Here is a 24329-nt window from a genome sequence, read left to right on the forward strand (position 1 = left end):
AGAATAATCTGCAAATTAAAAAAGCCTCTTTTCCGTTGCGGAAAAGAGGCTTTTTCATGAATCAGAAAAAATCAGGTACGACGAGGTTTGCGGCCAGGTGTTGCCCGGGTGCGTGCAACCGGACGCTTGCTTGCTGCACTCTCTTTCTCGGCTGCAAGGCGATCCAGACGCTTCTGTTTCCGCGTTTCCTGAGTGATGCGCAGCTTGTCAACAGCCGACTGCTTGGTAACAACTTCCTGTTTCCGGGCGGTGGACTTCGTTACGATTTTTGCTGCGCGCGGCGTTTTTGCAACCTCTTTCGGCGCAACAGTTTTCTCTACAGTTTTTCTGGCAGATTTTGTCGCTACTGGAGCTGCTGCCTTTTTTGCGGCTGCCTTGACTGGGGCTTTTGCTGCCACTTTAGCAGTTGTAGCGACGCGCTGCGTCGTACGGGGCTTTGCAACAGGCTCTTCAACGACTGCCTTGGTGCGTTTTTTGGTTACCACTGGCGTCTCGGCTTTCTGCTTTGATGCCCGTCGTGTCGTCGTCGGAGCCGCCACTGTGACTTCTTTGGTCGGTTTTCTCGCCATATCCCCAATCTCACCCTAGTCAATGTCACAACAGACGCTTTCTCGACGCTGCTGATTTTATAAGCAATGTTTCCAAAGTAAGATTATCATGGAACCAGATATTCGATGTTAAGAATAATCCAGAGCACGACAGTATCCCACCATTTATCAACTGCGTAATATAGATTTATAGTAACTTTTGCAATATCCATATCTTGTTTTTTACAATAAAAAGAATTGCAGCTTTTGCGGCGCAAAAAACAAGAAACATAATTATAAAATTCCTTTTAATTAAACGGAGTTTTCAAATTCCCCCTCCATCACTTTATCTCGCAATCTCAAGACCGTCTTGCCATGCGTGTTTTTCATATCGCGCCAGCGTATTCAGTTACTCGTAATGAACCACGCATCTCGCGGCAGTTTTTGCATAAGCCGCCAGAATGTCATTTGTGAGAGCTGCTTGGCTGAGCTAATGGTTACCTGATTTTTTCCCACTCCTGAGGACCATGCAGCCATGAAGATAAACGGTGTGCCTTATAGAAGCGTCTGGGTAGATCAGACTGATCAACGTACAGTCTGCATTTTTGATCAGACACGCCTGCCGTTCGCTCTGGAGATCCTTCGTCTTTCTTCATCTGAGCAGGTTGCACATGCCATTGTCACAATGCAGGTCAGAGGCGCCCCACTGATTGGAGCTGTCGCAGCCTATGGTCTGGCTTTGGCTCTTTCTGCAGACGCAAGTGACGAGGCGATGGAGCGTGAGGCATCCATGCTGGCGGCAACGCGGCCAACAGCAATCAATCTACGGTGGGCCATCGATCGAATGCTTCAGAAACTTCGACCAGTCAGACCGGAAGATCGGGTGGCAACCGCCTATTCAGAGGCTGGGCTTATCTGTGATGAAGACGTCGCCCAGAATGAAGCCATCGGCAGGCATGGTCTCGAACTGATCCGCGCTATCAAAAACAGAAAGCAAGAGAGAGAAAGAATCAACATTCTGACACACTGCAATGCCGGATGGATTGCAACAGTGGATTGGGGAACAGCTCTGGCACCGATCTATATGGCGCATGATGAAGGACTGGATGTACATGTGTGGGTTGATGAAACCCGTCCACGCAATCAGGGTGCGGCCCTGACCGCATGGGAACTCGGCAGTCATGGCGTGTCTCATACAGTGATCGTCGACAATGCCGGAGGCCACCTGATGCAGCATGGGCAGGTTGATATCGTGATTGTCGGAACAGACCGCGTTACGGCAAATGGCGACGTCGCCAACAAGATTGGCACTTACCTCAAGGCGCTTGCCGCCCGGGACAACGGCTTGCCATTCTGGGTGGCCCTTCCCTCCACGACCATCGACTGGCGTGTGCAGAATGGACTGACCGAAATTCCCATAGAAGAACGCTCTCCGCTTGAGGTCACCACAGTAACTGGCCGCACCGCAGCAGGGCATCTGGAGACGGTCCGTATCACTCCGGACCATAGCACCGCCGCCAATCCTGCCTTTGATGTGACGCCTGCACGGCTTGTCACAGGACTGATAACGGAACGAGGCTGCTGCGACGCAAGTGGGCCGGGCCTACAGTCACTTTTTCCGGCGACTACCCGCCTATAACGAAATGCTGTTGCCAGTCTCCGGCTGGTGACAGCAGCCCTATCCGGCAGCAACGTGGGCCGAAACCCTCATCCCGACTCTGTGTCAGGAAGACCTTCTGGTCGGGTTAACCTCATGATTATTCATCTTTCCGTTCAACCCGCTTGACGTTAAAGAGGTCTGAACGACATGTTCGTCACTCTGTGGGCACGCGGTGTTCACGCAACCGGGGAGCCGGAAGAATATTCTGGCATATGCATGAGCAAGACTGCGGCATTTGGGCCCACTGTGCTTCTTCTGGCTCTTGCAGCCACATCCTGCGCCTCCCATCCAGGCAACAATCCTGTACCGGCTCAAACACCTGTTGCGCAGTATAGAAATGCAGCCGGTCCCCTGGCCTACAATCCCCACGTGCCTGATTTCGCCACCCGCAACTTCACTCCCTTCAATCGTCAGGATGTTGTGGCCATTTCCATGCGGGAATGGCGACTATTCGGCATGCCGGTCGATGACGATGATCCCGAACTGCGACCGGAGCCGACGGTCGCCAGCGTAAAACCTGAACGGGCGCCCGGACTATGGCAACGTGTCGGCGAATACTGGTGGATTGGACAGGATCCGCAGGAAACTGAAGTCTCATGGAGCGGTAAATACGACGCCGACGGCAGGTTGTTCAATTTCGTCCATGACGGGCATTACGCCTGGTCTGCAGCCTTCATCTCGTATGTCATGCGTGTGGCGGGAGCCAATGACCGGTTCCCCTACTCGCCCAATCATTCGACCTATATCAATGCCGCCGCATCAGGTCAGTCGAGCGGCCTGCGGGCGCATGATCCGGGAAGCTATGTTCCCAAACTTGGTGATCTTGTCTGCACCGGACGGGGCGGTAGCAAATCCGTTCGATTTGCAAGCCTGCCTACGTCATTCGGCTTCCCCGCACATTGCGGGATTGTTGTTGCAACCGGCCAGAACGGCCAGCCATTCGGTCATCAGTTGAGCATCATTGGTGGCAACATTGATGACGCCGTCACACTGACTCACGTCCCGACAGACTCCAATGGCGCTGTCGCATCGGCCGATGGTCATAGCTACGACTCACGCTATCCGTGGTGCGCCGTTCTGGAAGTGCTTTACGACGCCGAAGAAGAGCCTGACGCCGGTCAATAAAGACCGGCACCCGTGGCGATATAAGTCTCAGTTCTGCCGCCATGGCAGTCCTGAGGCTTTCCAGCCTGCGGCTTTGCCTCGATGCATCTGTCCGTCCGGCGGGCCTTCAAAACCATCTGCGACGTTGAAAACATGCTCAAAACCTTCTCTGGCAGCAGCCATCGCTGCCGAACGGCTGCGCGCTCCGGACCGGCAGATGAAATAGAGCTTCTGCGTTGCTTCAAGCCCGGCGCGGCGCAACTCCTCAACAAACTGGCTGTTTACAAGTCCGCCCGTCACCTGCCAGCTTATGGGATACAGCGTGTGTCCGGTCGCAGAAACATCTGGTATCCCAACCAGTTGCCACTCTTCTGGCGTTCTCACATCGATCAGACACGCCTCTGGATCGTTTTCCAGCGCCAGCCAAGTGTCCTTCGGGCTTACATCTTTAACCATCGTTTCTGAACTCCATTTTCTCACCCCTGTTTACCAGACGGCTCCGGCAGGGTTCGATATTCCTTATTCAAACCTGATTGCATGCAGTGCCGACACGCGCTAGCCCCAATGCTAAAAGGACGAAAGGCAGACAGCATGACTCCGACTTCAAATTCCCTGCCGTTTCCCGGCTGGACCACTGCGTCTTCCGACATGGCTGGCGCCATTGGCGGAACGCCGCTCATCAGGTTGACACGCGCTTCTGAGGCAACCGGGTGCGACATTTTCGGCAAGGCCGAGTTCATGAATCCCGGTGGGTCGGTCAAGGATCGTGCTGCTCTGGCAATCATCACTGACGCGGAAAAACGCGGCGTGTTGGCCCCCGGCGGGACGATTGTCGAAGGTACAGCAGGGAACACGGGCATCGGCCTGACCCTTGTCGCCAATGCTCGTGGCTACAAGAGCATTATCGTCATGCCGGAAACCCAGAGTCAGGAGAAAATTGATTTTCTCCGTATGATTGGCGCTGATCTCCGCCTTGTGCCTGCCAAACCCTATCGGGATGAAGGCAATTACGTTCACGTATCGCGGCGAATCGCAGAGGAAAACGGTTTCGTCTGGGCAAACCAGTTTGACAATCTCGCCAATCGGGAGGGTCATCGCCACTCGACAGCGCCTGAAATCTGGGAGCAGCTTGATGGCCGTGTCGACGCCTTCACCTGCGCCTGCGGTACAGGCGGGACACTCGCTGGTACGGCGCTTGGTCTGGATGACTGCGCGCAGAAGGCAGGCGTCAAACGTCCGGAGATCGTTCTGGCTGATCCGGAAGGCTCCGGTCTGTATGGCTGGGTGAAATCCAACGACCTGTCGGTCAGCGGCTCTTCCATCACTGAAGGCATCGGGCAGTCACGCGTCACCGCCAATCTGGAAGGCTCACCGATTGATGACGCCGAGCGTATTCCTGATCCGGAAGCCCTTGAGCAGATCTACAGCCTGCTCATCCATGAAGGACTCTCGGTCGGTGGCTCTTCCGGCATCAATGTTGCTGCTGCAATTCATGTCGCGCGTCGTCTCGGGGCGGGCCATCGCATCGTGACCATCCTGTGCGACGGGGGAGCGCGGTATCAGTCCAAGCTGTTCAACCCGGAATTCCTTCGAGCCAAAAACCTGCCGGTTCCGTTCTGGCTCGATAAATAAAAACCCGCCACTCTCCACGGGATTTTCCATGAATGCCGTGGAGAACGATTGATTTAGGAAGATTTTTTATCTCGCCTGCGTTTTAACCAATAGAGCGCAGCCGCAGTCATCAGACTGTACCCCGTCTTCTGCCATGATGGAAAAGCAATATCATGAGCATACGACGCACGGCGATCATGCGCCGGATCAAAATCACTATAGTTATGCCCTGCCAGATAACTGAACCGCTGAGTGATCGGGTCTGTAATGGGATAAATGGCTTCGAGGGGGCGAGCCATCGCGATAAAATTAAACGATAGAATCCCACTGCGTCCGATAAAATCGTGACTGAATAAAACTCCTTCCCTATCCAATCCCTCGATTGTCCAGTCTGTTGCATACTCCGCAGAATGCGTGACGGTATCGTAACGAGGAGAAAGCAGCAGGTTTTTCAGATGAAGAGCAGGAAGACCTGTCTTTTGACGAATTTTATTCTGTGTAGCCACCACTTTTTCGATTGAACGGGTGATTTGCCGGATCGAGAGGTTTTTGAGTCTGTCTTCATCGACAAACCCAATCTCCTTCCAATTGATGACCACCATCCAGTCAGGGTCCGTATAAAAATTTTGAGAAATGATCATTCCCATGACGGAAAAATCAGGCGAACTACCCAGAGATTCCAGAAATGCCCTGGTCTGTTCAGCCGGGACAAATCGTGTGCCTTCAGGCACTTCAAGCAAACCCTGTCCTGCTATTGGAACAAGCGATGAACTGGGCTGGGTGCTCGCTTCGGCTTCTTTCAAGGCTGTCGCAAGCCGCTTCAGCCGATCCACACTGCTCACTACCTCACGGGAGCAGGCTGCCCCAGATAAGAGCGGCATCAGCAGAACCAGCGCTATGCAGCGACAGGCTGAAAAACGAAACAGCAAACGATACCCCCCCCCGCAGCCCATGAGAAGTGGCATCTTTTCTTCATAAGAATAAAGAAAGGATATACATCATAAGATATATATCCTTTCTTTATGAAGTAACTGGGCAGTCAGGCTGAAAATTCAGTCCGCACTTGCGTTTCAGCCCAATCCAGCCACGGAAGAAGCGCCTCGATATCCGAGGTTTCTACCGTTGCGCCACCCCAGATGCGCAGGCCCGGCGGTGCGTCACGATAGCTGGCGATGTCGTAGGCCACGCCTTCTTTGGCAAGCAGGTCAGCGATTTTTTTTGCAGCTTTCGTCCGGGTTTCTGCGTCAAGCGCCATGAACCACGGGGCAACAATTCGCAGGCAGATAGCTGTGTTCGAGCGGATACCCGGTTCAACAGCAAGGAACTGCGCCCAGTTGGACGTTTTTTCCCATTTCTCGATAGCGGCGAGGTTGGCGCGGCTTCGGGCGATCAGTCCCTTCAGTCCACCAGCCCCCTCGGCCCATTTCAGGCCATCCAGCGCATCTTCCACACACAGCATGGATGGCGTGTTGATCGTATCTCCACAAAAGATGCCTTCGATCAGCCTGCCTTTGGAAGTCAGACGAAAAACCTTGGGCAATGGGCGTGGAGCCGGACCGGCCTCAAGCCGGGCCACCGCACGAGGCGAGAGCGCCAGCATGCCATGAGCCGCTTCACCTCCCAGCACTTTCTGCCATGACCAGGTCACAACATCGAGCTTCTCCCAGGGCAGTTCCATGGCGAAGGCAGCCGAGGTCGCGTCACAGATCACCAGCCCGTCATGCTCGGCTGGAATGGCTTCCGCATCATGGAACTTCACGCCTGACGTGGTGCCGTTCCATGCCAGCACCACATCCCGCGACCAGTCTACCGCCTTCAGGTCAGGCAGTTCGCCATACTCGGCCTTCAATACGCGAGCATCGAGTTCCAGTTGCGCTGTGATGTCATTGGCCCATGTGGCGGAGAAACTCTCGAAGGCGAGAACGTCCACAGGCCGCGTGCCCAGCAGCGACCAGAGCGCCATCTCGACAGCGCCTGTGTCCGACCCCGGCACGATTCCGAGACGCCAGTCTTCCGGCATACCCAGAATGGCTGCCGAGCGATCAATGACTTCGCCAAGCCGTGCCCGGCCTTCCGGCGCACGATGGGAGCGGCCCAGAAGAGCGCCAGAAAGCCCTTCCAGCGACCAGCCCGGCCGTTTGGCGCATGGGCCTGAAGAAAATGCCGGGTTGGCGGGGCGTGTCTGAGGCTTACCCTGCCGGGAGGACACGGGCGCTGCTGTAACGGTCATGAATCATCCGGAATGTCTGGTGCGAGAGGGGGGACTCGAACCCCCATGCCTAAAAGGCGGTCGATTTTGAGTCGACTGCGTCTACCATTCCGCCACTCTCGCGACTGCCTGCTCTGTATCAGCATCCGATCGTTCAGAAAAGATGCCAATCTGCTCAGGCGGCGTAATCGTCCATCAACGCCACTCCGCAGAGGCGTACCATCGTCTGACGATAACGCTCGACCTCAGGCGGGTAGATCACGCCTTTTATCACGGACAGGCTGTGCAGCGCCGCGAAGAGATGAATGTCGTCCATGGAGAGAGCGCCGTTCACCGCTGCTTCGGAACGGATCAACGGAGCCAGCAAGTGCAGCCGGGAGTTGAGTGTTGCGAGGAAATCGGTTCCGTCTTCCAGCAGGAGAGAAAACTGTCCCGCCGAAGGTTCTTTCTTCCGCACGAAATAGGCGCGTGCCGCTGTCGTCGCGAACTCCGGCAATGGGGCGCAGGCCGCGCGCGGCAACATGAGCTTGTAGAGCGGCTTCGAGATGCCTGATATCCAGTCCTCGATGGCAGGATTAGGCTCGCCGCACAGAACTTTTTCGCCGGTATCATCAATATGGGCGATGATATCCAGGCTTTCGCCCATGAACCGCCCATCCTCGTCAAGGATGGGTAGCATTTTCTGGCCGATCATGCCTATCGGACCGGCCTCGTCGTCATTCAGTAGATATTTGATTTCAACCGGGATGTTCTTGAAACCGAAGATCATGCGCGCTTTCACGCAAAACGGGCAGTGCTCGTAGACATAAAGAGTGCGCGTCACAATCAGTCCCCTCAGTTCGGGGAAATGCCAAGCATGAGGGCGATATTCTGGATCGCAGCCCCTGAGGCGCCTTTCCCCAGATTATCCAGCCGCGCCGTCAGCACGGCATGACGGCCTTCTGCATCGGCATGAACCCGCAGTTCCATGCCATCGCTTCCCGCCATCGTGTCCGCAACCAGCGTATTTTCCGGCCCGGCGACAGTGACGAAAGATGAAGCGGCATAATGCTCCTCCAGAATGCGACGCAGATCCTCGACGGTAGTTCCCTTTACAAGCAGATCCATATGCACCGGGATCGACACAATCATCCCTCGTGGGAAATGCCCGACTGAAGGAACAAAAATCGGTCGACGATCCAGCAGCGCGTGCTGACGGATTTCTGGAAGATGCTTGTGGGCAAGATTCAGGCCATAAAGCAGGAAAGCCGGTCCCCCTGCCCGCTCCTGCTCCTCAATCATGGTTCTGCCGCCACCTGTGTAGCCACTCACGGCATTGATGGTGACAGGAAAACTCGGTTCCATCACGCCCGCATCAATCAGCGGACGCAGCAGGGCGATGGCTCCGGTGGGGTAACAGCCTGGATTGGAGACCCGCTCCGCACGCATGATCGCTTCGGGCTGATCCGCCGCCAGTTCCGGGAACCCGTAAACCCAGCCCGGCGCTGTCCTGAAGGCTGTGCTGGCGTCAAGTATCTTCGGCGCACGCTTTCCTTGCGCGCTGAACTGGCCGATCATCTCCACCGCGTCCCGTGACGCATCGTCGGGGAGACAGAGAACGACCAGATCGGCAGCCTGCATGGCCTCGGCGCGGGCCTGTGGATCCTTGCGGCGAGCCGGATCGACGGAATGAATTTGTACAGGCAGGGACAGAAGGCGCTCACTGATTTCGAGCCCGGTCGTGCCTGCTTCACCATCAATAAAAACAACCGGTTCGGATACCATGCTCCGTTTTCCTCATCATGTTCCCGGCTTGATATAACCGGCCAGCGGGCAGTAATACCAGATGTCGATGAACTGATCCTCGTCTCATAGAGGAATGTTTCTGTCTTCAAAGGCTTAGAGAGCCGATTGCCATGGCTGCGGTCAAAAAAGCTTCCTCGCGAAAGATGAGAGGCTGTGCCTCTATGGCTCAGTCGCAAAAATCAGATAAAACCAAGCTGGCGAATTTTACCCGATGGGGGCTTACAACTTTCTTCAGATCAGCACACAGTGCGATCCATTGCCTGAGCGACACATGCCTGTCCCCACCACATCTGGCCCCACCACCTCTGGCCAAAAAGCCAAGCCTGCCTTATTATCAGCAAGGATTCATGGATAGTCACGCACCAGAAAGTTCTTCCGCCACGCAGAAAATGACGCCTGCGCAGCCTGAATGGACTCTTTCCACCAACGAACAGGTGCCGGTACTCCATATTTCAGGCGACTGGACGATCGACGAAAATGTCCCTCTGGCATTTTCCACCGGCACCATGCCAAATCATTTGCCATCAGCCTCACTGGCTGTCGATGCGAGCAGGCTGGGTCAGTGGGATTCGTCTCTTGTCTCGTTTCTGTGGAGCGCGAAGCAGGTCGCCAGCAAAGCTGGACTGACGCTCGATATCAGCGAACTTCCTCAGGGCGTGCAAAGTCTTTCCTCCCTTCTGCCGGAAACGCCACAGGCTCCAGCCCATCAGGATGCAAAGATTCGTAATCCGTTCAGACTAAGCGGCGCCTTTACCCTCTCCACCATCGCCGAAGTCGGCGCGCTGACGGAACTGGGACTGGAAACGGCGCGCGTTTCCACGAAGGCCCTGAGCGGACGCGGCGGCATGCGCCTGCGCGACCTTCTTTCGAATATTTTCGATGCCGGTCCAGCAGCGCTCATCATTGTCAGTATCGTCAATTTTCTGATCGGCGCGATTCTCGCTTTTGTGGGTGCTGTACAGCTTCAGAAATTTTCGGCTGATATTTACGTCGCCAACCTCGTCGGCATTGCCTGCGTCCGTGAGCTTTCGGCCGTCATGACAGCCATCATCATGGCGGGTCGTACGGGAGGGGCTTACGCAGCCCGCATCGCCACCATGCAGGGCAATGAGGAGATCGATGCCCTGCAGGTTTTTGGGATTCCCGTCTCCAGCTATATTCTGGTGCCCGCCGTCATATCGCTGATGGTCATGATGCCGCTTCTGTATCTTTATGGCTGTGTGATGAGTATTTTTGGCGGTTACGTCGTCTCGGTCGGCATGCTGCCTGATATTACCGGAGCCGGTTATATTCATCAGACCTTCAATGCCGTCGCGATGAATCAGTTTGAATTTGGTTTTGTCAAATCAATTGTTTTCGCGATCATGATCGGCCTCGTCTCTTGCCATATTGGCCTGAAAGCTGGCCGCAGCGCCGCCGATGTCGGCACGGCGGCCACCTCGGCCGTGGTGGTCGGCATTGTGGGAGTGATCACACTGGATGCGATCTTTGCCGTCATGGCCAATGCTCTGGGAATCTGACCATGCAGAGCAAAGCTGACCTTCCCCAACCCGCATCGGGCGCACAGCAGAATGATACCCTCCTGTCCCTGCGCGATGTCACCATTGGTTATGGTTCCAAGGTCATCCAGAAAAACATAACAATGGACGTCAAGCGTGGCTCCATCTTCGCGGTCATGGGTGGTTCCGGATGCGGCAAGAGCACCATTCTCCGCAGCATGATCGGCTTGCTTCCACCAAAAACAGGCCGATACACCGTCGATGGGGATGACTACTGGGCTGGGCCAGACAGCCACAGGACAGCTCTCAATCGCCGCTTTGGCGTGCTGTTCCAGAGTGGCGCACTCTGGTCTTCCATGACGGTCGGCGAAAACGTGGCGCTCCCACTTGAGATGTTTACCCGGCTCGATAAAGCCATGATCCGCAATCTTGTCGAACTCAAGCTGGGGCTTGTCGGTCTGTCTCAGGCCATTGATCTCTACCCTTCCGAGATTTCAGGCGGAATGAAAAAGCGGGCCGGACTGGCGCGGGCGATAGCCCTTGATCCCGACGTCCTGTTTTTCGATGAGCCCTCGGCCGGCCTCGATCCGATCACGTCGGCGCGTCTGGACGATCTCATCCTCAGTTTGCGGGAAGGTCTGGGAGCGACAGTCATCATCGTAAGCCACGAACTGCCGAGCCTGTTCGCTATCGCTGATGATGGTATCTTTCTCGATGCCCAGAGCAAGACACCGATCGCCCACGGCTCTCCCCGCGATCTGAGGGATCACTGCACCGATCCGCAGGTTCATGCCTTCATGCACCGCGACGCTCGGGTCGACTCAGCGCCCGCTGAACCAGTCAGGAAAGGCTCATCTCACAATGGCCAATGAAACAGGCGCAGCCCGTCAAACGATTGTCGGTCTGTTTGTCACGGGAGGCATCGCCCTGAGTGTGCTGGCCTTCATCTTTTTTGGGAACACCAATTTTTTCTCAAGAAACACGCAGGCCGTCATTGTGTTCCAGGATTCCGTCGCCGGACTGTCCGTCGGTGCGCCTGTGACGTTTCGAGGCGTTCGTGTCGGGTCTGTCGACAAGATCACCCTTCGGTATGATCAGTCGACAGGGACTCCCTACATACCGGTGGAAATCACGCTCGATCCGGCTCAGGTTCATGTCATTCGAGACCCGAAATCGTCCGATCATATCAATCTCCGCGAAGTCATCGATCGTGGATTGCGCGCTGAACAGAATGTCCAGAGCTTCGTGACAGGCACAGTCAGCATCAACCTCGATTTTTTCCCGGGTTCTCCCGCCGTTTTACACCCGCAGGTCACCAGCCTTAGAGAAATTCCGACTCATGCATCGGCTATCCAGAAGATGAAGGAAACGCTGTCGGATCTGCCGCTCAAAGAGCTGGTTTCCAATGTCAATGACGCCGTTCTGTCCATTCGGGAGGTTGCCCAAAAGCTCAACGTCCAGTTTCCGGCCCTTGTGGACAGTCTTCAGGAGAGTTCCAGAGACGCGCAGCAAACCCTGAAAGCGGCGACAGCGACAGTCAAGGATATGCAGGGAAAACTGAATGTTACCCTGCTCGACATTGATCGGGTCATGCAGACGGGTAATGCCCAGTTGCAAAGTCGCGGGGCCGATCTGCACGCAACATTGACCAGCGCCACCAAGACGGCCGATGAAGCCAGAAAGACACTGGAAAATGTTGAAAGCATCATTTCCCCCCGTTCAGCAAACCGGGATAACCTGGACTCAGCCCTGCGTGATATAGCAACGGCCGCCGCCGCCTTGCGGGGTTTTGCCAGCGACGTTGAAAGAAATCCCCAATTACTTCTCATGGGACGGCGTCAGTAAATCCGATGCAGATGGTTTTACACAAAGGGAAGTCTATGTCCGGGAAACAAAAAAAGCTGGCTCTTGTGGCTGGCCTGGTTTTCGCTGTGTCTCTGGCCGGTTGCGCCAGCCCCCCCTTAAGGCTCTATACTCTTGAAGGCGCCGCAACGGTAATTCCGATTACATCAGGGCCTGTCGCTGAAACCGGCCCTGTTCTGGAAATAAGCCGGGTTACTCTTCCTGACTACCTCGACTCACAGGACATTCTGACGCGCAGAGGAAATACTGTGGAGCGGAGTCCGAACGGGCGCTGGGCTGAACGTCTCTCTAGCGGAATCACCGATCTGATCACTGCACGCATCAGCGCTGCACGCCCAGATGTATTTGTTACAGAACAGGCTCCGATAGGCTCCTTTGCCAGAGCTCGTTTGCGTATTGTCATCACACGTCTGGATATCTCCACATCTGGACCAGCTTCTCTTGACGCAAACTGGACGTATATCTCAGATAATGATCATGGGCCTGTAAAAACTGAACGGGCTCATTTCACCTCTTCGGTGTCAGGCAGCGGAACTGACGAAAGAGTTGTTGAGATAACAAATGATCTTGTAAATCAGTTGAGCAGAACAATTGCATCTTCTCTGCCCGGATCTGGAACTCCATAAGAAAATACTTTTGTAATCACAATGATTACACAACCTTCTGTCTTATTTTTTGATCTCTCCGGGAAAATTCCGTCTAAAACAAACGCTGGAAATTGTGAAAATTACAGACAAGGCTTGCCAGCACTCTTGAGAGTTGCTGGCTCATAAGGCAGCAACCCCAACGCTTTTTGTACTGAAAAGCGCAGGTCTAGGCGGAGAATGCCTGATTTCACGTGTTTTAAGATATGCCAATCGATCATCACGCGTTTCGATATGACGAGTTTTATCTCTCTACTCGAACTGTTCTCAATCAATGACTGAGAACAGTCATATCGCTCTGGAATCGTCGATAACTGTGAATATAAGCGTCCGCGACTTTTTCGATGCCATAGCGTGCGCCGCATCGCAGTGCTGTAGCCGCAAAAGATTCACGCATATCAGCATTCATCATTTTCTTTACAGCATCAACAATCGAAGACTGAAAAGTTTCATCATCAGCATCCATCGGCAGCAGCAGACCCGCCTGATTTTTGCTGTCATCAGTCAGCATGGAACGGACAAAACCAACTTCTGTTGCAATGGCAGGCGTGCCAACCTGAAGAGCCTGAATCAGCGTCAGAGGGAAAGATTCACCAGGAAATCTGGTTGGTAGCAGCATACAGTCAGCCAGACGGTAAAGCCCATTGATGCATTCCTGATAACCGAGGAAATGTATTTCTGGCACCTCTCCATATTCCGCCATAAGCCCGTCAAGCGCCTCTCCGGTTCCACAGAGAAGAATATGAACCCTGCTCCCAGCATCCATTTGGTTGAGCTGGAGGACAGCTTCACATGCCTGCTTCCACCCTTTTTCAGGAATGCAACGGCTGGCTACTGCCAGAACAAAATCGGTTTCAGTCAGGCCCAGTTGAGCCCTTGTCATTGGAAACGGCCGATTATCCAAAGCCATGCCATTGCCTATGAAAGAAATATCGCCAACAGGCAGTTCTCCACGCCGATCGCGCAGGTGCAATAGATTTTTTTCAGTCAGGTAGACCCACAATGTCACGGCTTTTTCCAGTCGCCTGATAATGCTTCTGGAAAAAGCCACGCATTCATAAGAACCATGCAGCGTCACCAGATAGGGCAGCACCGGCATTGTCGTATCATCAGGGAAAAACAGCAGTTCACAGAAGCAGAAATGCGAATGAATCAGATCTGCGCGCAGATCAAGAACATAACGCCATATCCCGACCATACGTGCCGCATCAGCCGAATAGACAGGGACTGAGGCATCCAGAAGCGCCCGTATTTTTGGATCTTCGCCCGTGTGCTCATAAACCAGAAACGACACCATGACACCCTTCTGGACAAGGGCATTGGCAAGCTGGATCGGGAAAATTTCTCCTCCTCCCAGTTTGAAACCGAGCACAGCAAAGATGATATGCTGTTCTTCACGTTGGCAGGCGAGCACCTGTTCCAGATTGAAGACTGTTTCAAACGGCCCCAATATCTGCTCGGCATTCACAAACGTGAAAGTCGATTTCAGAGCCTCTGTGAAACGCATGACATGCGCATCATCCACACCCCATTTACGGCGTAGATACTCTATCAGCTCCTGATGCTCCTGATAGAAACGAGCTTTTCTGAAACTGTTTACTGATGTGTTGTTTTCATGCTGCCTGAAATAGGCCACTGCGTCAGGCGAATAGGCAATCTGACCGCCAGCGGCCCACTCAGCATAAAGATACCAGTCGCCCAGAACATGGAATTGCTGTGCCTTTGCCCAGACTTCATCCCGAACATTTCGCCGGCGGATAAGACATCCCCCTACATTGGGAATGACATTGGACACAGCAAAGGCGTTGGTAAACCACCACCCGGCTGGTCGGACCTGTGTGTCACCCCAGATTCCGGAGTGTGCACGTTCCCTGTAGCCATCCAGACCGTCCTGAAACTCTCCCGCACGATTACAGTACTGAATGCGACCGAAAGCTATCTGAACGCTCGGATCAACAAAATATCCTACCAGTTTTTCCACAAAATGTTCATCGGCAAAATCATCGCTTTCACAAATCCAGACGATCTCACCTTCAGCGGCATCAGCACCTTTCCGCCATTGCCGGAATACATTTCCCGAGTTGGAATCATTAGAGAAAATTCTTATCTTTTCTGGGTATTTCTCTTTATATCTTTCTGCGATTTCAAGACTTCCATCCTCTGAATTATCATCAAGAAATATGATTTCTATATTATCATAGCTCTGCCCCAGAATGGTTTCAAACCGTTGAGACAGGAATTCCGCATGATTATAGTTGGGAATAATAGCAGAGACCAAAGGCCTGTAAGAAATGAATTTCAGGCGCTCTGTATAGGGTAGCGCGGGACGTCCTTCACGACGACCGTGCAAGACCCAGTGCCAGAGCGGATGCATGCCAGCGTCTATGATATCTGGATATCTTGTCTTATAGTAATTGGTGTTAAAACTTGTACAGGGATTCAGACCTTCTTCGTAGCCTGTAGTCAGGTAATGTCCCGCCGCAGTAATATTGTCCAGACTTTCTAAGGGTAACCCTGATTGTTTGCTGTAATAGGCAACGTCAAAGAATGGCGCGATGTCCCTTGCGATCATCTGCTGTGTTTCATCAAGCAGATATTCGGTTCGATGGGCGCTCCCATCGGCTTCGCCCGTTGAGTCATCCCGTGCTGGCACGACGACCTGGGAACTCCCGGCGCGATGACGGGCGCGACGGGCAGCGGCTCTCGCAAAAGGCATTTTTGCAATCAGGTTCCGTGCGGGCCTGGTCATGCGCCATATGGTGCTGTTTTCAACCGCACCATATCGCTGTTCGGCATAGGCAAGTTTTACCGTTAAATCCTGCTTTTCTGCGCTCAGGGCATTCTTTTCCCGTTCACGATCATCGCAAAGCGCCGCCAGCAGATTGGCATTGTGACATTGCGTCGCAACATCCCTTGTGAGAACAGCATTTTTTTCACGCTCCTCAAAGAGAGTCCGGGCCAGATCAATGACCTTAACCTTCTCTCTGTCCAGCTCGTTTTCCAGCCTTGTAACGGAATGTTCTGTCTTCGACATGCCCTGGAAAGCATCGCTGGCCGTCACATGGTCAATGCAAACCCCGCGCACGGCCAGAGGAAGCTCTGCTCTGGATGCGATGGCGATCAGATACATTGGCTCCGGAACGTCTTCAAACCGGGCAATATCGCCTTCAGCAAGGGAGAAGCTGACATCCCGGCTCGGGGCGTCGGGAAAATCTATGACCGTCCCGAACATGTTTCTCTGACCACCAAAAACTACATTGGTAAAATATTTCTGCATAAGCTGCTGAAACTCATGACTGAAAAGCTCTTTTACATGAAACTCATTGGAGTATCCGGTTATCATCGAGTAACGATATTTATCGGGACTGGAAATGATCACCACACCTGACGGTTTCAGAACACGAAGAAATTCTTCGAGCATTTTTTCATGATCGGAAATATGCTCAATCGTCTCGAAACTGACAATAAAATCGATGCTGGAAGACGGCAATGGCAACGCGCATACGTCCCCTGTGAGGAATCTGACGCGATCATTGCCGTATTTACCTTGAGCATGTGCAGCCGCTTTCCGGGAAACATCCACGCCGATAACCGTTGCCGCCTTTGCACTGAGCAGAGCGCTGCCATAACCTTCTCCGCACGCCACATCGAGAACCGCACTGCCTTCGCTTATGACCTCACGAGCGAAAAGATAACGATGCATGTGCTCGAGAGCGGTTTCTCCACTCATTCCAGGCATGAACCGTTCGCCTGTGGCATCCAACGTCATGGTAATTCCTCAGCCCCGAATATCTGCCGGTGATCGCGCAAGGCGCTATTGTACTCTGTCTGCGTTTGTTAGGAGAGGCGGCAAAAGGCGTCAAGCGACTGACTGACATAGGAACTCAATGAAATGGAGTGTAAAATTCTACAAAAATCTTCTTTTTGAATGCCGCTTTTGATACGCGCGCGATTGCGTGGTCTCTGCGGGGATGGTGGTCTCGCTGGAACTGAAATATGATGCGCGCCAGGAGAAGAGGACGCGGCGTGTCAGATCATGCGGTCGCAGCATGATGCCGGGCATGAAATATAAGGCTCCCTCCCCCTAGCGATCACCCACCGGGATACGGCATACCTTACTGATGAAACTTCGTTTTGCTCCCAGTCCGACAGGCATGCTCCATGTCGGCAACGCACGCCAGGCCATTGCCAACGCGCTCTTTGCCCGTAAGCACAACGCGACATTTCAACTGCGGATTGATGATACGGACATCGATCGGTCCAAGGAACTCTATGTCACCGGCATCCGGACTGATCTTGAGTGGCTTGGAATCTCGTGGGATGAAACCTTTCGTCAGACAGAATGTCTGGATCGCTATGCGCGGGCTATTGAGACCCTGAAGGCGTCCGGTCGCCTTTATCCCTGCTTCGAGAGCGAGCAGGAGCTCGCCGCGAAGCGCGAAATGCGGATCAAGCTGCGCAAGCCGCCACTTTATGATCGCGCCATGCTCAAGATGACAGCCGCCCAACGCGCTCAGGCGGAAGCGAACGGCAAGGTTCCCTACTGGCGTTTCAAGCTCACGGACTCCAGCAAAAGCTGGCAGGATCTCGTGATGGGCAACTGTTCGGTCAAGCTGACAGCCGTTTCAGACCCTGTTCTTGTGCGGGCTGACGGCACCATCCTTTACACGCTGGCGTCCATTGTGGATGATCTGGAAACGGATGTAACCCATATCATCCGTGGTGAAGATCATATCACCAACACCGGTGTTCAACTGGATATAGCGGAAGCTCTTGGAGCGAAACCCAACCGCTTTACGTTCGCGCACCTCCCTCTCCTGCTGGATGAAGGCGGCGGAAAGCTTTCCAAGCGCTTTGATTCCATGTCGATGAAAACACTGCGGCGCGATGGTATTGAAGCCAAGGCCATAACGACGTACCTCGCCACGCTGGGCAGTTCAAAATCACCTGAACCTATGGGTTTCGACGCGCTCGCACAGGATTATGACCTGTCCTGCATCTCGAAATCCGCGGCACGCTTCGACATGAAACAACTTCTGACGCTCAACAGGCGCATTCTGGCTTCGGCTGAATTTCAGGATGTCAGAGCACGTTTGCCTGAAGGAGTCACAGAGCAGTTCTGGCTGGCAATTCGCGGCAATATTGAATTGCTTGCAGAATGCCATCACTGGTGGGATGTTGCGCGTGGAGAGATCAATCCTCCAGCACAGCCGGAAGAACTGGATTACCTCAAGCAGGCCGCTGACCTCCTGCCGGAAGAGCCATGGTCGGAAGAGACATGGTCTGTCTGGACAAAGGCGATTACCGAAGCGACAGGGCGTAAAGGGAAGGCTCTTTTTCTTCCCCTGAGGCTGGCTCTCACGGGTGAGGAGCATGGTCCGGAGTTGAAAATGCTTCTGCCCCTGATTGGTCGGGAGCGTGCAGTGAGTAGACTTGCTATCGAGGTCTGAATTTCGGCGCCCTTGAGAATGCCATTACGGCCTCAAGGGCGCTCCCTATCCTGCCCGTATAACCTTGGGCAGGATAGCGCTGGCGTAAGCTGCTTGTCCCATTGCAAAAACTGGTGCGAAAGCGGCTAGGTTCCGGCAGTATCGATTGCCAACATGCTGTCCATAACAAGACATTTCATCATGTGTGCCCATGCTCTGAACGGACTCAAACAGTACCTTTCATGATGCTGTTCTGATATACTCAAGTCTTCATCACTACTTCATATCCAGCGCCCGCTGGTCCACTAACTGCGGGCGCTGCTTGCTATGGTATTTTTAACTTGAGTATAAGTTGCGCCATTTTGGAATAGTGTCATGGCTGCCGCAAGCTCGGCATCAGTCGGTGCCCGAGCAAAACTGGTCATATAAAATTGCGTAATAATGGCTTGAGCTTCCACGCCATGCGCCAGCGTGGAGACAAAGGTCGCATAGGTTACTCCATTGGACATTGTGTCCTGCCAGGCGCTGATCTGGGCAGATGAAGCCGTTATATTCAGAATTTTCTGATACGCATTCGTAATCATGCTTTGCGCTTCGACACCATGACTGATGATGCTGACCATGGTGCTGTAGTTACCACCGGAAGCAAGGTAAGACGCCCATGCGTCTATCTGCGCCGAAGCTGCGACAATTCCCGTTTTGTCCTGATACACAGCAGCAATGACCTGCCGCGCTTCATTTCCCTGAGAAACGTTACTGACAATATCACGGTAAGTGGCTCCCTGTGCGAGGTAATCCTGCCAGGCATCTATCTCGGTTGCTGACGGGGTAATCCCAATCTTCTGTTCATAAACAGTCGTTATGGCAGTGCTGGCTTCACTGCCATGCGAGACCGCATTGACGAGATCGGTATAAGTGAAGCCACCTATGAAAGCATTTTCCCAAGCCGAAAGAGCATTGCTGCTTGGATTAATACCCGTTTTTTGCTGATAGACATTGGAAATGACTGATTGGGCCTCTCCTCCCGAAGAGACAGCCGAGATGAGCGAATTATACGTTGCGCCATTTCCCAGCGCATCTTCCCATGATGCTATTTCGTTACTGCTTGGCGTATAGTTCAGCTTGCTTGAATAAACAGAAGAAATAACTGCGGCAGCCTCAACGCCATGCGTTACAGCCTGGGTAGCCGTGGCAAGTGTGGCTCCCCCACTCTGCATCGCGCTTTCCCACGCAGAAACCTGATTGCTGGAAGCTGTAATCGTTAAATCGAGTTTGTCATAATAAAGGGAGATAATAGCATCACTCGTCTGAGCGCTGGCGATGATATCATTTTTAAGACTACCCAGACTATCCTGACTGGCCAAGAGCGCCTGACCTTGCGTAATAATGCTGTTTAAAGCGTTTTTTCCAGTGTAATCAACAAAATAGGAACTCAGTGTCTGATAGGCTTCACTGCTGTTTGCGAGGGTTGTGACCAGACTGGAGTAGTTTGAATACATGAAGCCATTGGACCCAAGTGGAGATGTAGTCACCTGGGAAGCATAAGTTGCCAGTTCGTCAGTCGTTGGATTTCGTCCCAGCACTGACTGAAAAGCCCATGACACACCTTGGTTAATCAAGCTTTGCTGGTTGTTCGCAACAAAGAATGGTCTAACGGGCGCCAACGAAGAAGACCACGTAAAATTGGTATCGTTGATTGTGTCATCAGCCATAGTTGGTGATGTCGCAAGCAGGGCCGAACTTGCGCTGAGAAACTGTATTGAGCCTGTTGACGCCGTTCTGGCTACTGTACTGGTTGCGTCGGAACTGGTCGCATTTGATGTGGTGCCTGATGAAGACAGGATGGTCGCTGCGCTACTGAGTTGGCTACCTGTCTGAGCATAATCACTCGAAGCAATGCTGCCGGATGTCGTTGTGTCAGTTGACGACGAACTCGCATAAGCCGCAGCAAGAGTGTCCGCCATGGACGACGTGGGAACAGTAACTGCAATAACCTGATCGCTGGATGAGGCGCCAGTTGTGCTGCTCGACAGCAGCAGGGAGGTATCGGTCATTCCCAGCCTGTTCTTTGTATAATGCCGAAATCTTTTTATTTTCACAAAGGATTGCGGATTATGTTAATGATTTTTTAGCGATACATAAGAACCGATCTCTCAGTCAACAAAACATTTGTATAAAATACTATAATTAGGTCTTTTATTTTATTTTTTATAATAAATATTCTTAAACAAGAAAATAAATTTATGTCTAATAAAGTACGTATTTTCTTTATTGTGGTCTTCTCTGAGGACAAGAACTCATAAATTAGTCTTTTATAAAATATTTCAAGGGTTTATACAGAATCTCACGGTCGTCCGGAACGGTGATAAGGATGCCCTGCCGCTATGGCTCGGGCCCTGTAAATCTGCTCCACCAGCATAATTCGAACCAGCATATGCGGCCAGGTCAGGCTGCCCAGAGACAGCGATGCATCCGCACGGGTGACCACTGTCGCGTCCAGTCCCTCTGCTCCACCAATGATGAAGCAGACATCACGGCCAGCTTCGAGCCACTCGCCAAGTCTTTGCGAAAAAACTTCGCTGGAAACAAGTTTTCCCGCCAGATCAAGAACGACCACAAAAGCCCGATCAGGCAGGACGGACAAAATCGCGTCCGCTTCCCGACGCTTGATTTCTGCCGGGCTCCCTTTTCCATCAGGGAGTTCCGTAATCGTCAATGACGGATTCAGCCGCTTGACATAACGATCCACCAATGCCCGTTCGTGGCTGTCCTTCATCCGCCCTACTGCGATCAGGCGCATTTCAAAAACGATTCCTGATTACGGGCAGCATTACTTCGTTCCGAACAGTCGGTCCCCGGCATCGCCCAGCCCCGGACAGATATAGCCGTGATCATCCAGTTCACGATCGATCGAACACGTAATAATCCTGACGTCAGGATGGGCTTTCTGAAGACACGCGATGCCTTGGGGAACAGCAAGCAGGCAGACGAAGATTATGGAATTGCATCCGGCGTTTTTGAGACGATCGATAGCAGCGACTGCACTATGCCCCGTCGCCAGCATAGGGTCCACGGCAATACAGATACGATCACCAATATCGTCCGGCAATTTGATGTAATATTCAACCGCCTCCAGAGTTTCCGGATCTCTGAACAGGCCAATATGCCCGACACGCGCGGATGGAATCAGATCGAGCATACCATCCAGAATACCGTTTCCCGCCCGCAGGATCGACACGAAGCAGAGCTTCTTGCCCGAAAGCTCCTCGCCCTCCATCGTTTCCTGCGGTGTTTCTATTGTCACCGGCTCAAGCTTGAGATCCCGGGTCGCCTCATAAGCAAGCAGCAGACTCAACTCACGCACCAGCCGTCGAAAACCGGCTGTCGATGTCGTGCGGGCTCGCAGATGGGTCAGCTTATGACGCACCAGAGGATGAGTAACGACAGTGACCATATCAGTCGGCATGCTGCGGCTTTCGGTTGACGTCATTTCAAATGGCATCTGAATGAGTGGAATCTTCGGGCTGGAAATCCAGAATCAGGCCGTTCATGCAATAGCGAAGCCCTGTTGGCGGGGGGCCATCAGGGAATACATGCCCGAGATGGCCTTTGCAGTTGGCGCACAGAACCTCGACACGCACCATGCCAAGACTGTCGTCTTTCCGCTCTTCGATCGCTCCGGGCAGCACATCGAAAAAAGAAGGCCAGCCACTTCCGCTCTCATACTTGGCGTTCGCCGTAAAAAGAGGATTTCCGCACCCCGCACATCGATACGTCCCCGGACGTTTTTCGTGGTTGAGCGGGCTGGAGCCTGGCCGCTCTGTCCCATGCTCACGCAGAATGCGCACCTGATCCGATGTGAGAGATCCACAAACGGCTACGGGGGTGGATTTTTGAACCATTACTGTGCCTTCCCTGAAACCGCACACTTCGGCAGCATGCTCGCTGTAACGCTATCGTCAGAAAATACACAACCCGAGTCAAACAGGAGATCTTAATTTCAGCACGGAATCGTGATGCTGCAATTATTTTAATCAGCAACTCTCTACCCAGACCGCGTTGAGTCTCCGTAGGCACTTTCATGAAAACAACCGGAGAGCGTGAGATGAGTGAGAAAAAACCTCCCGTATGCGGGACATCAAGCTCCAGCAAACCCATAAATGAGATTCTTGATGACGAAGGGAAAGGATCTTTTCCAGCGAGCGACGCTCCGTCATCCGGGAAAATCACTGGCGCGAATGACTGTGTCGACGAAGACACTGTCAAGGCCGGGAAAAAGAAGGACGAGGCTCCACATAAAGAGCCCTGAAACCTGCCTGTGTTAATGACCCTGTGTTATTGGGGATGACTTGGAAGCTGAGGCGTGTGGTGCCATATTTGAGTCAATAATAAAGGCACAAACAGAAGAAGGCCTGCAGAATGATGACCACCTCATCCCCACCCCGCCCCGTCATGCTGGTCATTCTTGACGGCTTCGGCTGGCGGGAAGACGAATCCGACAATGCTGTCCGTCTGGCGTCCACGCCTGTCTTCGATGGTTTGTGGGATAAATGCCCCAGCACTTTTCTGGACACGAGCGGCCATGATGTCGGTCTTCCGGATGGGCAGATGGGCAATTCCGAAGTCGGACATCTGAATATCGGCGCGGGTCGTGTGGTCATGCAGGAGCTGCCCCGGATCGGACAAGCGATTCGGGACGGCAGTCTCGCCAAAAACGAGGTTCTGACGGCTTTTATCGACACGATGAAAAAGACCGGCGGCACCTGCCACCTTCTGGGCCTCGTTTCTTCAGGGGGCGTACATTCCCATCAGGATCATGCTGTCGCTCTCGCGCATATCCTCACCGATGCGGGCGTGAAGGTTGCATTCCATATCTTCACGGACGGCCGCGATACGCCGCCCCAGTCCGGTGCCGGCTACATTGAGAGTCTGACGAAAGCTCTTCCCAAAAACGTCGGGATCGCCTCGATTTCAGGGCGGTATTACGCCATGGATCGGGATAATCGCTGGGAGCGTGTATCCAGAGTCTATGATGTCATCACCAGCGCTGAAGGTCCACGCGCGGCTTCTCCTCTGGAGGTGCTGGAGGCCTCTTATAAAGCGAACGTCACGGACGAGTTTGTCATTCCCACCGTGCTGGGCGACTTTCAGGGGGCCAAAGACGGTGACGGCATTCTCTCTTTCAACTTTCGGGCCGATCGCATCAGGGAGTTGCTGACCGCGCTTCTGGAGCCGGATTTCAGCGGTTTCCAGAGGAAAGTCGTGCGTCATTTTGCGGCGACAGCCTGTATGACCCGCTACAGCGATGAGCTTGCGAAATTCACGACTGTCCTGTTCGCTCCGCAGGATCTCCGCGAGCTACTGGGAGACGTTGTCGCAGCCGCCGGGAAAAAGCAGCTTCGCATGGCGGAGACCGAGAAATATCCCCACGTCACCTACTTTCTGAACGGTGGCCGGGAAGAGAAATTTGAGGGCGAGGACCGAATTCTCGTTCCCTCACCCAAGGTCGCCACCTATGACCTGCAGCCGGAAATGTCCGCGCCGGAACTGACGGACAAGGCGGTCGCGGCTATCGAGAGCGGCCAATATGATCTGATTGTTCTCAACTACGCCAATCCTGACATGGTGGGACATACAGGCGTCCTGTCCGCCGCCATCAAGGCCGTTGAAACGGTGGATGCGGGTCTGGGCCGTATCGCCGCCGCCATCCGGAATCAGGGTGGCGCCCTGCTCGTGACAGCCGATCATGGAAATTGCGAGACCATGAAAGACCCGGAGACAGGCGGTCCGCATACATCGCACACACTGAATGAAGTGCCCTGCGTTCTCATGGGAGCGGGTAATGTCAGGCTTCATCATGGCCGGCTTGCCGATATTGCTCCCACCCTTCTCGGTCTGATGGGCTTGCAACAGCCTGCCGCCATGACCGGGAAAACGCTGATCTCTGCTCAGGAGGCCTGATATTTCCTTCTGTGTTGAGATGGTGTTGGCAAGGGAG

The 24329-nt window shown here is 53.5% G+C and carries 20 protein-coding genes and 1 tRNA gene; 9 read left to right on the forward strand and 12 right to left on the reverse strand.

From position 1 onward, the window contains the following. Positions 1–71: 71 nt before the first annotated feature. On the reverse strand, positions 72–569 hold the full coding sequence (locus A0U92_RS08065) for a hypothetical protein (RefSeq protein WP_149026427.1): 498 nt from the start codon (positions 567–569) through the stop codon (positions 72–74). Positions 570–1062: 493 nt separating this feature from the next. Here A0U92_RS08065 and mtnA point away from each other — a divergent pair, with 493 nt between their 5' ends. Continuing rightward, positions 1063–2166, forward strand: coding sequence for an S-methyl-5-thioribose-1-phosphate isomerase (gene mtnA / locus A0U92_RS08070; protein ID WP_077812773.1), 1104 nt, complete (start codon positions 1063–1065; stop codon positions 2164–2166). A gap of 237 nt (positions 2167–2403) precedes the next feature. Continuing rightward, positions 2404–3312, forward strand: coding sequence for a DUF2272 domain-containing protein (locus A0U92_RS08075; RefSeq protein ID WP_077814323.1), 909 nt, complete (start codon positions 2404–2406; stop codon positions 3310–3312). Positions 3313–3339: 27 nt separating this feature from the next. On the opposite strand, the gene A0U92_RS08080 is transcribed toward A0U92_RS08075, so the two are convergent. Further along, on the reverse strand, positions 3340–3747 hold the full coding sequence (locus tag A0U92_RS08080) for a rhodanese-like domain-containing protein (RefSeq protein ID WP_077812774.1): 408 nt from the start codon (positions 3745–3747) through the stop codon (positions 3340–3342). 135 nt (positions 3748–3882) lie between these two features. Between A0U92_RS08080 and A0U92_RS08085 the strand changes: the two genes are divergently transcribed. Then, positions 3883–4923 (forward strand): cysteine synthase A, encoded by a 1041-nt coding sequence (locus tag A0U92_RS08085; protein ID WP_077812775.1) that lies wholly within the window; start codon positions 3883–3885, stop codon positions 4921–4923. Positions 4924–4976: 53 nt separating this feature from the next. Here the strand turns inward: A0U92_RS08085 and A0U92_RS08090 are convergent, their stop codons facing one another. From A0U92_RS08090 to argC, 5 genes are all read right to left on the reverse strand, one after another. After that, positions 4977–5867 carry a DUF2167 domain-containing protein gene (locus tag A0U92_RS08090; protein WP_077812776.1) on the reverse strand — a complete coding sequence of 297 codons (891 nt, stop codon included), beginning with the start codon at positions 5865–5867 and terminating at the stop codon, positions 4977–4979. Between the two features lie 74 nt (positions 5868–5941). Further along, entirely contained in the window at positions 5942–7132 is a 1191-nt protein-coding gene (locus tag A0U92_RS08095; RefSeq protein WP_077812777.1) for a phosphoserine transaminase, read from the reverse strand. A 17-nt stretch (positions 7133–7149) separates the two neighbouring features. After that, positions 7150–7234: transfer RNA gene (locus tag A0U92_RS08100), tRNA-Leu, on the reverse strand. A 52-nt stretch (positions 7235–7286) separates the two neighbouring features. Next, positions 7287–7934, reverse strand: coding sequence for a glutaredoxin 2 (gene grxB / locus A0U92_RS08105; RefSeq protein ID WP_077812778.1), 648 nt, complete (start codon positions 7932–7934; stop codon positions 7287–7289). A gap of 11 nt (positions 7935–7945) precedes the next feature. Beyond that, complete coding sequence (argC, locus tag A0U92_RS08110) at positions 7946–8875, reverse strand: N-acetyl-gamma-glutamyl-phosphate reductase (protein ID WP_077812779.1); 930 nt, start codon at positions 8873–8875, stop codon at positions 7946–7948. Positions 8876–9243: 368 nt separating this feature from the next. Here argC and A0U92_RS08115 point away from each other — a divergent pair, with 368 nt between their 5' ends. From A0U92_RS08115 to A0U92_RS08130, 4 genes are read left to right on the forward strand one after another with little or no spacing between them, the layout of a single operon-like run. Continuing rightward, positions 9244–10416, forward strand: a complete 1173-nt coding sequence (locus tag A0U92_RS08115) for an ABC transporter permease (RefSeq protein WP_077812780.1) — start codon at positions 9244–9246, stop codon at positions 10414–10416. Between the two features lie 2 nt (positions 10417–10418). Next, positions 10419–11267, forward strand: a complete 849-nt coding sequence (locus A0U92_RS08120; protein WP_077812781.1) for an ABC transporter ATP-binding protein — start codon at positions 10419–10421, stop codon at positions 11265–11267. Continuing rightward, positions 11257–12240: an MlaD family protein gene (locus A0U92_RS08125; RefSeq protein ID WP_077812782.1), complete on the forward strand. Its 984-nt coding sequence runs from the start codon at positions 11257–11259 to the stop codon at positions 12238–12240. The genes A0U92_RS08120 and A0U92_RS08125 overlap by 11 nt, the downstream gene beginning before the upstream one ends. 5 nt (positions 12241–12245) lie before the next feature. After that, positions 12246–12884 (forward strand): PqiC family protein, encoded by a 639-nt coding sequence (locus tag A0U92_RS08130; protein ID WP_077812783.1) that lies wholly within the window; start codon positions 12246–12248, stop codon positions 12882–12884. Positions 12885–13173: 289 nt separating this feature from the next. Here the strand turns inward: A0U92_RS08130 and A0U92_RS08135 are convergent, their stop codons facing one another. Beyond that, complete coding sequence (locus A0U92_RS08135; protein ID WP_077812784.1) at positions 13174–16671, reverse strand: glycosyltransferase; 3498 nt, start codon at positions 16669–16671, stop codon at positions 13174–13176. Between the two features lie 352 nt (positions 16672–17023). Between A0U92_RS08135 and A0U92_RS08140 the strand changes: the two genes are divergently transcribed. Further along, a complete protein-coding gene (locus A0U92_RS08140; RefSeq protein WP_077812785.1) occupies positions 17024–18352 on the forward strand; it encodes a glutamate--tRNA ligase in 1329 nt (442 codons plus the stop codon). A gap of 284 nt (positions 18353–18636) precedes the next feature. Here A0U92_RS08140 and A0U92_RS08145 read toward each other — a convergent pair whose 3' ends face one another. The 4 genes from A0U92_RS08145 to msrB form a co-directional block, all read right to left on the reverse strand. Next, the gene (locus tag A0U92_RS08145; protein WP_149026428.1) at positions 18637–20385 is read right to left on the reverse strand and encodes a hypothetical protein; all 1749 of its coding nucleotides are present in this window, start codon (positions 20383–20385) and stop codon (positions 18637–18639) included. Positions 20386–20675: 290 nt separating this feature from the next. Further along, entirely contained in the window at positions 20676–21131 is a 456-nt protein-coding gene (locus A0U92_RS08155) for a 23S rRNA (pseudouridine(1915)-N(3))-methyltransferase RlmH (RefSeq protein ID WP_077812788.1), read from the reverse strand. A 30-nt stretch (positions 21132–21161) separates the two neighbouring features. Continuing rightward, positions 21162–21797, reverse strand: coding sequence for a uracil phosphoribosyltransferase (gene upp / locus A0U92_RS08160; protein ID WP_408736104.1), 636 nt, complete (start codon positions 21795–21797; stop codon positions 21162–21164). A 25-nt stretch (positions 21798–21822) separates the two neighbouring features. After that, entirely contained in the window at positions 21823–22233 is a 411-nt protein-coding gene (gene msrB / locus A0U92_RS08165) for a peptide-methionine (R)-S-oxide reductase MsrB (protein WP_077812789.1), read from the reverse strand. A gap of 520 nt (positions 22234–22753) precedes the next feature. Here msrB and gpmI point away from each other — a divergent pair. Next, positions 22754–24292, forward strand: a complete 1539-nt coding sequence (gene gpmI / locus A0U92_RS08175) for a 2,3-bisphosphoglycerate-independent phosphoglycerate mutase (protein WP_077814325.1) — start codon at positions 22754–22756, stop codon at positions 24290–24292. Positions 24293–24329 lie beyond the last annotated feature (37 nt).

The organism is Acetobacter aceti (assembly GCF_002005445.1).
GTDB lineage: Bacteria > Pseudomonadota > Alphaproteobacteria > Acetobacterales > Acetobacteraceae > Acetobacter > Acetobacter aceti_B.